The sequence below is a fragment of the Priestia iocasae genome, assembly GCF_016909075.1.
GTDB lineage: Bacteria > Bacillota > Bacilli > Bacillales > Bacillaceae_H > Priestia > Priestia iocasae.
Window position 1 is genome coordinate 570,257 of the sequence record NZ_JAFBFC010000003.1, and the last position, 11,933, is coordinate 582,189.

The 11,933-nt window shown below is 36.1% G+C and carries 15 protein-coding genes; 2 read left to right on the forward strand and 13 right to left on the reverse strand.

From position 1 onward, the window contains the following. Positions 1-246: 246 nt before the first annotated feature. Positions 247-699 carry a redoxin domain-containing protein gene (locus tag JOC83_RS11085; protein ID WP_205187161.1) on the reverse strand — a complete coding sequence of 151 codons (453 nt, stop codon included), beginning with the start codon at positions 697-699 and terminating at the stop codon, positions 247-249. A gap of 140 nt (positions 700-839) precedes the next feature. Then, a complete protein-coding gene (locus JOC83_RS11090) occupies positions 840-1,388 on the reverse strand; it encodes a peroxiredoxin (protein ID WP_205187163.1) in 549 nt (182 codons plus the stop codon). Positions 1,389-1,752: 364 nt separating this feature from the next. Between JOC83_RS11090 and JOC83_RS11095 the strand changes: the two genes are divergently transcribed. Continuing rightward, positions 1,753-2,622 (forward strand): mechanosensitive ion channel family protein, encoded by an 870-nt coding sequence (locus JOC83_RS11095; protein WP_205187165.1) that lies wholly within the window; start codon positions 1,753-1,755, stop codon positions 2,620-2,622. Positions 2,623-2,658: 36 nt separating this feature from the next. Here JOC83_RS11095 and JOC83_RS11100 read toward each other — a convergent pair whose 3' ends face one another. The 8 genes from JOC83_RS11100 to JOC83_RS11135 form a co-directional block, all read right to left on the reverse strand. Beyond that, a complete protein-coding gene (locus JOC83_RS11100) occupies positions 2,659-2,901 on the reverse strand; it encodes a YkuS family protein (protein WP_205187167.1) in 243 nt (80 codons plus the stop codon). Between the two features lie 57 nt (positions 2,902-2,958). Beyond that, positions 2,959-4,086, reverse strand: coding sequence for an N-acetyldiaminopimelate deacetylase (locus JOC83_RS11105; RefSeq protein WP_205187175.1), 1,128 nt, complete (start codon positions 4,084-4,086; stop codon positions 2,959-2,961). A gap of 61 nt (positions 4,087-4,147) precedes the next feature. Beyond that, positions 4,148-4,858: a 2,3,4,5-tetrahydropyridine-2,6-dicarboxylate N-acetyltransferase gene (gene dapD, locus JOC83_RS11110; protein WP_205187177.1), complete on the reverse strand. Its 711-nt coding sequence runs from the start codon at positions 4,856-4,858 to the stop codon at positions 4,148-4,150. A gap of 31 nt (positions 4,859-4,889) precedes the next feature. Beyond that, positions 4,890-5,828: a LysR family transcriptional regulator gene (locus JOC83_RS11115; protein ID WP_205187179.1), complete on the reverse strand. Its 939-nt coding sequence runs from the start codon at positions 5,826-5,828 to the stop codon at positions 4,890-4,892. Between the two features lie 106 nt (positions 5,829-5,934). Continuing rightward, positions 5,935-7,362 (reverse strand): MDR family MFS transporter, encoded by a 1,428-nt coding sequence (locus tag JOC83_RS11120; RefSeq protein ID WP_205187263.1) that lies wholly within the window; start codon positions 7,360-7,362, stop codon positions 5,935-5,937. Positions 7,363-7,621: 259 nt separating this feature from the next. Further along, a complete protein-coding gene (gene cbpB / locus JOC83_RS11125) occupies positions 7,622-8,053 on the reverse strand; it encodes a cyclic-di-AMP-binding protein CbpB (protein ID WP_205187265.1) in 432 nt (143 codons plus the stop codon). Between the two features lie 293 nt (positions 8,054-8,346). Next, on the reverse strand, positions 8,347-8,538 hold the full coding sequence (gene abbA, locus JOC83_RS11130; RefSeq protein WP_205187181.1) for an antirepressor AbbA: 192 nt from the start codon (positions 8,536-8,538) through the stop codon (positions 8,347-8,349). A gap of 231 nt (positions 8,539-8,769) precedes the next feature. After that, positions 8,770-9,006 carry a YkuJ family protein gene (locus tag JOC83_RS11135; RefSeq protein ID WP_205187183.1) on the reverse strand — a complete coding sequence of 79 codons (237 nt, stop codon included), beginning with the start codon at positions 9,004-9,006 and terminating at the stop codon, positions 8,770-8,772. A 244-nt stretch (positions 9,007-9,250) separates the two neighbouring features. On the opposite strand from JOC83_RS11135, the gene JOC83_RS11140 reads away from it, so the two are divergent. Then, positions 9,251-9,487, forward strand: coding sequence for a glutaredoxin domain-containing protein (locus JOC83_RS11140; protein WP_205187185.1), 237 nt, complete (start codon positions 9,251-9,253; stop codon positions 9,485-9,487). A 163-nt stretch (positions 9,488-9,650) separates the two neighbouring features. Here the strand turns inward: JOC83_RS11140 and JOC83_RS11145 are convergent, their stop codons facing one another. From JOC83_RS11145 to JOC83_RS11155, 3 genes are all read right to left on the reverse strand, one after another. After that, on the reverse strand, positions 9,651-10,166 hold the full coding sequence (locus JOC83_RS11145; protein ID WP_205187186.1) for a DUF3993 domain-containing protein: 516 nt from the start codon (positions 10,164-10,166) through the stop codon (positions 9,651-9,653). Positions 10,167-10,227: 61 nt separating this feature from the next. Continuing rightward, positions 10,228-10,461, reverse strand: coding sequence for a hypothetical protein (locus JOC83_RS11150; RefSeq protein WP_205187187.1), 234 nt, complete (start codon positions 10,459-10,461; stop codon positions 10,228-10,230). A gap of 107 nt (positions 10,462-10,568) precedes the next feature. Beyond that, positions 10,569-11,780 (reverse strand): EAL domain-containing protein, encoded by a 1,212-nt coding sequence (locus tag JOC83_RS11155; protein ID WP_205187193.1) that lies wholly within the window; start codon positions 11,778-11,780, stop codon positions 10,569-10,571. Positions 11,781-11,933 lie beyond the last annotated feature (153 nt).

Below are 11,933 nucleotides of genomic sequence, written 5' to 3' on the forward strand. Positions count from 1 at the left end.
AATAATTTTCTATATATTTTTAGAATTTTTTTGATTTTCAGTCTAATTAAGTAATAAAAAAAGCGAACACCTCCTCCTAAAGTCGGAGGTTTTGTTCGCTTGTGAAAATCTTGCCTTATTTATCAATGTTTTTAAAACAAAAATATGGCTAAATCTAAAAAGCCTTTTATTCACAACAGCATGATCATGTTTGATAAATAACATGATCATGTTTGATAAATAAAAAGCTTTCTTGTATGTTTTTACTTAGTTGGCTTCCGTCTCTGATAACACACGGTTAACACGCTTTTCTAACATTTTCATTCCACTTCCACCTGCTTGGAAATGGCGAAGTTGTCCTATTTTATCAAACACATAGTAAGCAGGTACGTATTGATTTTCAAACGCATCAGTTAGCTTATGCTCACTGTCAACAAAGATAGGTTGGCTAATGTCATGCTGCTGAGCTACCTTCTTAATTTCATCAAGGTTTAAATCCTCTTCTGAACGAGGCATATGTACAGCTATAACATTAAGCTTGTCCTGATACTCATCGCGAAATTGATTTACTTGCGGCATTGCTTCTTTACATAAATGGCAACTAATTGACCAAAAGTGAATAAGTGTTGGCTTTTCACCAATTAATTGTTCTTTTGTTACTTCTCCATTTAACCATTCCGTTGCGCCTGTTAATTCAGGCATTGATTCACGTAATTTCATCTCTTTAGTCCTCCTTCATAGCGTTTCTTTTATTACAATACCCATGTAAGTAGCTAATTTATGACATCATTTTTATGTATATTTCTTGTTGATTAGAAAAAGGCCTAACAATCACGTTAGACCTTTTTATCACATACAAATTAAGCGTTTAATGTAGCTTGTCCTGGCTTCCAGTTAGCTGGGCAAAGACCACCTGTTTGTAACGCTTGAAGAACACGTAATGTTTCATCTACGTCACGACCAATGTTGTTATGGTTTACTACAGAGTACATTAATTCACCTTCTGGGCTAATGATGAATAAACCGCGTAATGCAATTCCTTCTTCTTCAATTAATACTCCATATTCACGAGATACAACATGGTTTGTATCAGCAGCTAGTGGATATTTAAGATCACCTAAACCATTATCTTTGCGATCTGTTTTGATCCAAGCTAAGTGTGTATGAATAGTATCAGTAGATACACCAATTACTTCTGCATCTAAGTCTTCAAACTCGTCATAACGATCTGAAAGTGCAGTGATTTCTGTTGGACATACAAATGTGAAGTCCATTGGATAGAAGTATAACACAGTCCACTTGTCGTTTTTCATGTTTTCTTCTAGGCTTACTTTACCAAATTCTTTGTTTGCTAACACAGCGTCCATTTCAAAACGAGGAGCTTGTTTACCTACCATACGTTCTGGCATAAATGATCCCTCCAATTCAAAGTTAAATGAGAATATAGTGAATGTATTCTCATCTATGTAACCTTTTAACGGTTACAATTATAATAGAATTTATTTTTTTAGTCAATATTAAGTAATAATTAATGTAAAGAAAGAATTCTTGACAAAGTCATCTCTTTCATGTAACATAGCCACTTTACTACGACATGTCTATTCTTTACATACATACGAATGTTATGCCTGCTTTTAAAAAATTTAAAACAAACCATGTAACATTCATTCGACGTTGAGCAAACTACTTGTGATAGTCGTTATTTTAAGTTTAGCATGTCTAGTGTGGGGAATAAATAAAAGTGCTCAAGATGCAGACTGAAAGGATGATTGGATGTTTGATATTGAAAGAATCAACTGGGAAGGACTTCTAACTAGCGCAAGTATCCTCATTTTAAAACTTGCAGCAATTACTATTGCTTTTCTAATTGTAAAAGCAATTGGGAAAAAGATTATTGAGCGATCATTTCAGCGTTTAATGGAACGTGATAATGTGACACGTGGTCGAGCTTTAACTTTAAAAAGCTTAACCTTTAATCTATTTTCATATGTTCTTGTCTTTATTTTTGTTGTTATGTTATTTGAAACAGTAGGTGTTAAAGCCACTGCTTTATTAGCAGGAGCAGGAGTCGTTGGACTTGCAATAGGGTTTGGTGCACAAGGTCTTGTAAGTGATGTAGTAACAGGATTTTTCTTACTTCTTGAAAAACAAATTGATGTAGATGACTATGTAACAACAGGTAGTTTTTCAGGTATTGTTGAAGCGGTTGGACTTCGTACGACACACATTCGTGGATTTGATGGAACATTACACTATGTTCCAAACCGCGAAATTACAAGTTTAAGTAACCATTCTCGTGGTAACATGCGTGCACTCGTTGATATTGGCATTTCATACGATGATGATATCGATAAAGCAATCACGGTTTTACAAGATGTGTGTAATCGCATCGCTCAGGAAGAAGAAGCGGTCGTAGATGGACCAAATGTGATTGGTGTCCAAAGTTTAGGTTCCTCTGATGTTGTTCTTCGAGTTGTTGGAAAAACACAAAATGGCGAACAGTGGGCTGTAGAGCGTAAATTGCGCAAAGCTCTTAAAGAAGCACTCGATGCAAATGGCATTGAAATTCCGTTTCCTCATCAAGTATATGTGGAAAAGAAACAACCAGGTGAAGGAAATAACCAACCTCAACTTGATTCATAATAAAAAAAGCTGAAGGGCTCCCTTCAGCTTTTTTTATTATTGAAATCTACTTTGTACTTGCTGACACACATCTTCTGCCGATAAACCACTTGCTTTAATGACAGAGCCTTGTGTCACACTGTTTGAAATACCCATCACATTTGAATCTTGACCTGTTACAACGCAACAATCGCATCCTTGTGCGTCGTTTTCTTGACGAAGTTGCACCACTTCATGTCCCATTTGTTGAAGCGCTTCTTGTACATCTGTTAATCCATATTCAACACCGATTTTTGCCATTGTCAATCCACCTCCTCATATAAGTACTTTTTCCATGAGAGAGGTGGATTATTCGATTTAGTCGTTACCTTTCATAGCGAAATATTTTGTCATTAATGAAATAGCAACATCAATTGCTTGCTCGTTTGGGGCAAGTTTTGAGTGATGTAATCCGTGTGGAGAATCTACCCCAAGCCAGAACATAAATCCTGGTATTTCTTTTAGCATATAGCCAAAATCTTCACCTGTCATTGCTTTACTGCATTCAATACAGGTAACATCCGTTTGTTCTTGGACGAATGTCATAAACTCTCCTGTTAATGTTTTTTCATTGTAAACCTGATGATACATACATCCGTAATCAATGCTTGTTTCACATTGATATCCTACTTCAACACCTTTTACAATAGCTTCAATCCGCTCTTTCACACGTGCCATTGATTCTGGAGAAAGTGTACGAATTGTGCCTTCTACCCTGGCACGCTCAGCAATAATATTCTGCACCGTTCCCCCTGTGATTTTTCCGATTGTAATGACTGCACTATCTAATGGATCCACATTCCTAGCAACGATGGTTTGCAGCTGCGAAACAAGTGAACAAGCAGCCACTACCATATCATTGGTCATATGAGGGTATGCTGCGTGCCCACCTTTTCCTTTTAAATCAATATATAGTTCAGATGTATTGGCAAATAACAAACCTTCTTTTGTCGCAATTGTCCCGACAGGGTATTCAGGGGCAATATGCAACGCAAACACGGCGTCTGGCTTCCATTCCTTCATGATATCACTTTCAAGCATTGGCTTTGCACCACCAGGTCCTTCCTCTGCTGGCTGAAAAATAAATAACAAATCATCCTGAATTGGATGATGAACAAAATGAGTTAATATACCAAGCGCAATACTCATATGAATATCATGACCACAAGCATGCATACGCCCTTCATGTTCAGATTGAAACGCATAGCCTGTTTCCTCTGTAATGGGTAAGCCGTCAATATCCGCACGATAGCCAAGCATTTTTGTTGGATTGGTTCCTTTTACTTTTACAAAAATACCTGTTTTCCACGTTTTTAATTCAAATCGCTCGGCTGAAAGAGTAGATAAATAATTTAATAAAAACTGCTGTGTTTTGAATTCACGAAATCCTAACTCTGGAATTTTATGAAGTTCACGCCTAATAGCGACGAACGGACTTCCATTCATCTAAAATCCTCCTCATACACAAGAAAGCGTGGATTCCCACGCTTTCTCAGGTTGTTACATTTTATAGTTGACGTAACTCTTGTTTAATTTCTGTTTTTGATTTCGTTTTTTCATCAATCTCTTTAATCACTCTTGCTGGTGTACCTGCAACAACCGTGTATGGAGGTACGTCTTCTACAACAATTGCTCCAGCTGCAACAACTGCACCTTTTCCTACAGTTACACCTTCTAATACAACTGCATTTGCACCAACAACTACATCATCTTCAATGACTACAGGCTTTGCTGAAGGTGGCTCAATTACACCTGCTAATACAGAACCAGCACCGATATGGCAGTTCTTTCCTACTGTTGCGCGTCCACCCATTACAACATTCATGTCAATCATTGTACCTTCGCCAATAACAGAACCAATGTTAATAGATGCCCCCATCATAATCACTGCGTTGTCACCAATTTCAACTTGATCACGAATAATCGCTCCTGGCTCAATACGCGCTTTAATGTTTTTCATATCTAACAATGGAATCGCAGAGTTGCGACGATCATTTTCAATCACATAATCTTCAATTTTACTTTCATTTGCTTCAATTGCTTCTTTAATTTCTGCCCACTCTCCAAAAACAACTCCGCTGTTTCCAGTTAGGAATGTTTTAGAAGAAGAACCAAAGTCAATTCCCTCTAATTCACCTTTTACGTATACCTTTACAGGTGTTGATTTTGTGCTGTTTTGAATAAACGAAATAATTTCGTTTGCATCCATCATTTTCATTATGTATTCCTCCTATATGTATAACTACTTTCTATTCCTTTAATGTATCAAACTGTTTGTTGGATGACAAGTTCAATGCATGAAAAGCATTATTTTCCTCTTCCTTTACATAGTCACGAACAACTTGTAAAAATGCTTTTACTTGCTTCAATTGAAAGGACGAGTCATATCCAATTAACCACGTATCACGTGAAATCGGTTCACCGTTGCTTTCTAAAAGCGGAATGCGATGAAATGCATCATCACGTTCAGTCAATGCAATAGACGGTAAGATCGCAAATCCTAAACCATTTAACGCCATTTGTTTACACGTTTCAATTTGGTCAACCACGATCGTGCGCTTTGGACTCGTATGAAATTGACGATGCCACCAATCTAAAATTTCTTGATAGTAAGTAGAGTCACTCTTAAATTGAATAAAAGGACGATCTGTATGAAAAACATCCTCTATTTTCTGAATTTCTGTATCCACTAAATAAAGTTGATCTGTTAAAATATGCTCCTTAATCCCTTTCCAATCTGGATTACCACGAATAATCCCTACATGTACTTCATCTTCATAGATGTAATGAAGCATTTCACTACTCCATCCTGTCACTAGTGAAATTTTAGCATGAGGATATTGATCAATGAAGCGTTTTAACACGACCGGAAGCCAGTGTTGACCAATAATGGATGCGACAGCAAGCTTTAATGTTCCATAGACTTCTGTGTCAAGTGAATGCAAATCCTCACGTACTTTTTCTTCTTTCTCTACTACTTCTTTTGAAAACTGAACAATCTTTTCCCCTGCCGGTGTAAGAGATAACCCTTTTTGAGATCGAATAAAAATTTGTGTGTCCCACGCTTTTTCAATCGTTTGTAAACGTTGGGACAAGGCAGGTTGAGACACAAATAAACGCTCGGCTGCTTTTCTCATATTAAGCTCTTGTGCTAGCACAACAAGCATTTTACATTCAACAAGTTGCATATCTGTTACCTCACCGATCTGTTTTCCATTTAGTATACAAGAATTCCATTAGAATTTCATTATGACTTTTATCATCATAAAATAAAAAAGCCGCTCCACGAATCGTTTAGCGACTTTCTTGCTTTGGAAGAAATAAGATAAATATAAAGCTTATTACAGCAAACAACCCTACAGTAAGATAGACTTGATGTAAGGAATAAGTCAATCCTTCTTGTAACGTTGAGCGAACAGATGATGATAATGACTCTCGCATTTCTGGATTTAGCAATATATTCGTTGTATCGATGTTGACATCTTTAACATCAGATTGCTCAATGTAGGATTTCATTTGAATGTTAAGAATGCCCCCTAATAATGCTGCTCCAATTGTACTGCCTAAGTTTCTCATAAACATATTAGAAGCGGTTGCAATGCCTCGCTGCTTCCAATCGACAGTACTTTGAATTAACACAATAAAAGCGGTTGACGACAGCCCCATTCCAACTCCAATTAAAAAAGAACCAAATGCTGCCCAAAGCGCACCATCATCAGGAGATAACATCACAAATACACTACTTCCTAATACTAAAGATATACCTCCAATAACGGATGTAATCCTAAATCCAATAGATAAAATCAACCTTCCTGCAATTGTTGCTGCAATCGGCCAACCAATGGACATTGTCGTTAATGTGAACCCAGCAACAAGTGGAGATTTCCCCATCACACCTTGTACATATGTAGGCAAAAATGTAGATAGCCCAATTAAAATAACACCTGTTGTTAAGGAAACAATATTGGCAATGAGAATTGGACGTTCTTTCCAAATAGTAAATGGCATAACTGGTTCTTGACTCCGATTCTCTTGACGAACAAAGAGTAAAAATGTTAAAAGAAATGCCGCTAGTAATCCAACTACTTGAGGGGATGTCCATGAGAATCGAACCCCACCTTCTACTAAAACGAGCATAAGGCTAGTAATTGAAATGGTTAATAAGATCGCTCCAGCATAATCAATCTCTCGCTTACTTTTTTCAATGTCTTCTTTTAGAAAGCGAGACAGCACAAGTAGCGAAAGAATACCTAGAGGGATATTAATCCAGAACACCCATCTCCAACTTATATACTCTACAAAGAATCCACCTAGTGCAGGTCCTAGTATCGCCGAGATTCCCCACACACTTGATAAATACCCTTGAATCTTAGCTCTTTCTTCCTTTGTATACAAATCACCCACAATTGTCGTTGCGATCGGCATAACGGCTCCTGCTCCAAACCCTTGGATAAAACGAAAAATAATTAACATGGTCATGGAGTCAGCAACACCACATAACAAAGAGCCAATAAGAAATACAACAATTCCAAATGTCATAACAGGCTTACGCCCAAATAAATCAGCTAGTTTTCCATAAATCAAAACGGTTACTGCGTTCATAAGCAAATAACTCGAAAATACCCAGCTATATTGAGAAAAACCACCTAAATTTGAGACAATAACAGGCATAGCCGTTGATACAATTGTCGCTTCAATTGCAGCCATAAACATTGCCAGCATTACTGCACCTAATACATATGGTCGCTTTGTTTGATTAGGAGTTTGCTCAACATACTGTTTAGCTAAAACATCACTCACACTACCTCTCCTTTCTTTAGTATTTATTTTACCGCACCTAAAAACATCTGAACAAAAATAACACTTAGCTATTAAAACAAAACGCTCTTGTCAGCTTCATCTATTCTTTCGGATAGACGACTATGACAAGAGCGTTATAAAAAATCTTTTAACAAACGAACGGCTTTATCGTTAAATCTTCTCATTTTTTATTTAGTTGCTTAAGTATAGTTTCTTTTTGCACATGCTTTAACATCAAGCTCCGAGTTAAAATCCCTTCAAACACACCGCTTTCACTTTCTACACACACAAATGGATGATTGATCATTAACTCAAGCGCTCGGTCCATACGTTCTCTTACTTTCATTCGAGGTACATCTTGTCTCATGACACTTTCTACTTTTCTTTCTTCTAAGCGTTCAAATTCAATTCGCTCAAGACCTAAAATAGAATCTAAAATAAGAGTAGTGCTTACAAGGCCACATAGTTTGTAATGTGGGTCAAGCACAGGAACTGCTGTATAGCCTGTTTTTGTTAACACTAATAAAGCATGCTCTAGATTATTTCCAACTTGAACATGAGCTACTTTATCTGATTTCACTAATAAATCTTCAATCGATACAGAACGAAACATTTCATGAGGCACGTTCAATTGACAATCCCTCCTTTAAACTACCCACGACTTTGAAAACGCTATCATTTTAGTATATGAAGAAACGGTTCAAAATTAACCGTTTAATGTTTGAGTGTTTTTTTTGACAAAAGGGGTTACTCATTAGTCATTAAAATGAAAAACAATCGATTAAAACAACATCCCTTGCCCATCTATCCAATGGTGTGACTGGATTTCAGTAGCAAGGGATGTTGCAGAGTCAAGTAGGACACCGTTTTGTTCCTATTGATTCAGTCTCTTTCTTCTATTATGTATTACATCTCTTGTAAGCGATGATACAGAGAAGAAATCCTTTTATATTCTTCTTCCTCTACGCTTACTAATCCATTCTCAATATCTGATATATGACTGCTAACTACTTCAACTGCATAATGTTGCTTAAACAACAAGTCTAACAGAAGCCGAGCTTCTTCGCTGGATAATAAAGTTGTGCTATTTAAACTCATGAGATTGTCCCTCGCTTCCACATAAACTTTCAGAATTGTTTATGTATTATAATTTCAGTCTAGGTTTTTTCCTCATGAGTGTCAATATTCTACGATGAAGATTCAGCAGATTTTTACTGAGCGATTTTTACAAAATTCGACTTTCTAAGCTGAAATTTAAAAAGACCTTTTCATCAAGTGTAGCTTATTTGATGAAAAGGTCTTTTTAGAAGGATATAATAATCCTCATCATTAATGAATCAATTCAAAAATTTCAATCGCAATCATATCAACGTTATCAAATTGATAAACATTTGGTTTTTCACCGTCTTGGTACACTTCAAGCTCAAATGTTTCAGTTTTTGCATGAAACTTTACACTACAAATGCGTTTCCCATCTACTTCAAAGAAGCGTTGAGGAGCTTCACTTCCTCCTGCTTGTTCACGGAGATTCACAAGACGAGTTAAAATGCCTTGTAATTGTGACATATTACCTCTCCTTTCAACCATTCCATTGTATTGATCCTAATTATAGGTTTCACTACAATTACGTTTCTATCCATAATCTCATCTAAGATGAGGGATTAAAGACACCATTTCACTATATTCTACATATGACAAAAATACAAGCATTTTAAAGAAATTTTATAAAGAAAATGCTTGGTATTAGCCTTTCACTTTTATGTACCTTATAATTCATATTGTAACAATAAAAAATGTAAGGGTGTATTTTATGTCAAAAACTGTTGAAGTGTATACACAACCAGCGTGTCCTCCATGTCAAGTTGTTAAACAATTTTTAACTCATTATAACGTACCATTTGTTGAATTTGATGTCTCAAAAGATCAATCCGCTCGAAATCGTATGTTAAACGAATTTCAGTCGTATTCTACCCCTACCGTACGTGTAGGAAGTGACATCGTAAAGGGATTTGATTTACAACAGCTAGAAGCATTATTAGAGCTTTAATTCACGTTAAAAAGGATTGGGACGTAAGTAAGCAACATGAAAAAAGAAGATTTACAAGCAACATCCCTTACCTCTGTATCTAATTTTAGGGTAAGGGATGTTGCATGCTGAGCCAAACAGGGTGTTCTTTATCTCTTTTGTTTCAGCTCCTTCTTTTGTCTAATTATGATTCCATTTCTTTTGGTAAATCTTCACTATACAAATAATCACTTACTTTCCAAATCCCTTGCTCTTTTGTTAATATAATACACTCATAGTGTTCACCGTACGATACAGGTCCATCTTCCACTGCTGGAAAATGCTCATACACATATACAGTATGACCATCATCTGCATACGTAATTTGCGTATGTTCATCATATGAAAAATAAGGGATATAATAAAGAGCAAAATCCGTACCATACGTAATGTAGCCCTGTGCTTCTTGTGTCATGTTTTCATCTAAAAACTTCTTGATATATGGTTTTTGAAAATGTGGCGTTAACAGCTTTTGAGCTTCTTCTTTTGTTCGATGATGATTACCTAGTTGAAGCTGAGCTTGAAATGCCTTATGAAGAATTGTAAACACCTCGTGACGCAGCGGCTCCTGTGAAACAGTTTTAGCTGTTATTTGATGCACCGAAATGATACTGGTGAACAATAAAACGGACAGAGTAGCCATAAAAACCTTTTTTAACAATGCAATCATCCACCTTTCTTTTTTTTTCCACGTTCCCTATTTCAAATGGTGTAAACGTATTTTAATAGTAAATTACAGCCATGTAAGCGATTAATGCCAAGCAAATCGTTATACCTATTAAACATGCAATGAATATTGGATTTCTAATGTAAGGATGCGCTTGTACTTTCTCATCTAACTGTGTATCAAATTCACCTTGTAACTTTTTTTGATCTCTCGCTATAATCCATGTATAGAAAAGTGAAATCAATGCTATTATACCTACAATGATACCTAAGACGCCCATTAATCCCATCTTTTTCACCCTCTCTTTTTTCTCTATTTTTCCGATTTACAAAAAAGATATGCACACGAATAAATAGAAAAGGTTGCTAGGAATTCCTAGCAACCTTTTCTATTTACTTATAATGCATCTTTCTCATACAAAAATGCATAAGATAAATCAATAAATACGTAGTGCTGATCATCTAATGGATAGGAAAAGGTACGAATGCTTTCCCCGGTCTCAATGTCACTATAAAGATCAGATAAAATTCCTTTTTTGTCATAGCTCATCTTCATAATGTTTGCGAGAAAATAAGGACGCCAGCTCCAGTTTTTATTCATATACTGTGATTCAATGATCCACATTTCTTCTTTTTTAATAATGTTCGATGATTGTTGGAAGCCATTCTCATCGCAAATATAAACCCTAAAACAGCTTTTAGACAGCTCATTTGCAATGATCTCAATCATCTCATCATACAATTGAAGTTTGCGACACTTTTGGATAAGAGCCTGCATTTTCATTTCAAATGCTTGTGTTAATTGATGAATGGCTAACAATTTCTTTTTCTCATGCGAAATAAATGTTTCAAATTGCTCTTTAAGCTTTTCTTTTAACATATCGGCCTTCACAAGAGTGGGTGAAGGCTTATGAAGGTAAAACCCTTGAAAGTAGCGTCCTCCGTTTCGCCAAGCATATTGCAACTGATAGGACGCTTCAATGTCTTCATAAAGCAAGGTTGCACCAATTTTTCTAGCGAGTAGTGATAAGGAGTAAAGAACATCTTGATAAGATTGTGACATGGCTGTTTTACGAAGAATATGTAAATCAATTTTTAAAATATCTGGTGACAATAAACCAATACGTTCAAGATTGCTGCTTTCTTTCCCAATATTATCAACGGCTATTTTAATTCCATATGTACGGTAGTACATTAATAAATGATGAAGTTGATCAATCTCTCCTTTAAAATCATGTTCGGTAATTTCCAGTACAATTCGCTTAAGTGATAACCCACGACTTTCAAATGATTTTAAAAGAAGAAGCAATGATTCTCCATGGTCGTTCATTAATAAATTAGCATTCTGATTAATAAAAATTTGATAGACGTCTTCTTGTTCTAACGCATGCTCTAACGCCTTTGTCAACACCGCACGATCCATTTCAATGCGATACTCATCAGGAATACCTTCATCATGAAAAAGAGGACCAAGACTCTCTACCTGACTTTCTGTTTGAAACCTTCCTAACACTTCATAACCAATAATTTTGTGTTCATCCGCACTAAAAATCGCTTGATAATATGGAAGAGTTTTATCTAGGCTTGTTAATACATCTAAAGGATCCATCCACTCTCCCCCTCTTTAAGCTAGTATACATAAACTTCAAAAAAAATCCTACTAAAAAAGAAAAGCGTAAGGGGCCTGATTAGCGACGAACAAACTGGACGGCTCCGCATGAGATAAAGAAAACACGGAGAACGTAGTGATCCGATGTTGCCT

What these genes read in the sequence shown, in the direction of transcription:
- JOC83_RS11085 (WP_205187161.1), bottom strand. Translation starts at nt 699, where the DNA reads ATGAAATTACGTGAATCAATGCCTGAATTAACAGGCGCAACGGAATGG.
- JOC83_RS11090 (WP_205187163.1), bottom strand. Translation starts at nt 1,388, where the DNA reads ATGCCAGAACGTATGGTAGGTAAACAAGCTCCTCGTTTTGAAATGGAC.
- JOC83_RS11095 (WP_205187165.1), top strand. Translation starts at nt 1,753, where the DNA reads ATGTTTGATATTGAAAGAATCAACTGGGAAGGACTTCTAACTAGCGCA.
- JOC83_RS11100 (WP_205187167.1), bottom strand. Translation starts at nt 2,901, where the DNA reads ATGGCAAAAATCGGTGTTGAATATGGATTAACAGATGTACAAGAAGCG.
- JOC83_RS11105 (WP_205187175.1), bottom strand. Translation starts at nt 4,086, where the DNA reads ATGAATGGAAGTCCGTTCGTCGCTATTAGGCGTGAACTTCATAAAATT.
- dapD (WP_205187177.1), bottom strand. Translation starts at nt 4,858, where the DNA reads ATGAAAATGATGGATGCAAACGAAATTATTTCGTTTATTCAAAACAGC.
- JOC83_RS11115 (WP_205187179.1), bottom strand. Translation starts at nt 5,828, where the DNA reads ATGCAACTTGTTGAATGTAAAATGCTTGTTGTGCTAGCACAAGAGCTT.
- JOC83_RS11120 (WP_205187263.1), bottom strand. Translation starts at nt 7,362, where the DNA reads ATGCTGGCAATGTTTATGGCTGCAATTGAAGCGACAATTGTATCAACG.
- cbpB (WP_205187265.1), bottom strand. Translation starts at nt 8,053, where the DNA reads ATGTTTCGTTCTGTATCGATTGAAGATTTATTAGTGAAATCAGATAAA.
- abbA (WP_205187181.1), bottom strand. Translation starts at nt 8,538, where the DNA reads ATGAGTTTAAATAGCACAACTTTATTATCCAGCGAAGAAGCTCGGCTT.
- JOC83_RS11135 (WP_205187183.1), bottom strand. Translation starts at nt 9,006, where the DNA reads ATGTCACAATTACAAGGCATTTTAACTCGTCTTGTGAATCTCCGTGAA.
- JOC83_RS11140 (WP_205187185.1), top strand. Translation starts at nt 9,251, where the DNA reads ATGTCAAAAACTGTTGAAGTGTATACACAACCAGCGTGTCCTCCATGT.
- JOC83_RS11150 (WP_205187187.1), bottom strand. Translation starts at nt 10,461, where the DNA reads ATGGGATTAATGGGCGTCTTAGGTATCATTGTAGGTATAATAGCATTG.
- JOC83_RS11155 (WP_205187193.1), bottom strand. Translation starts at nt 11,780, where the DNA reads ATGGATCCTTTAGATGTATTAACAAGCCTAGATAAAACTCTTCCATAT.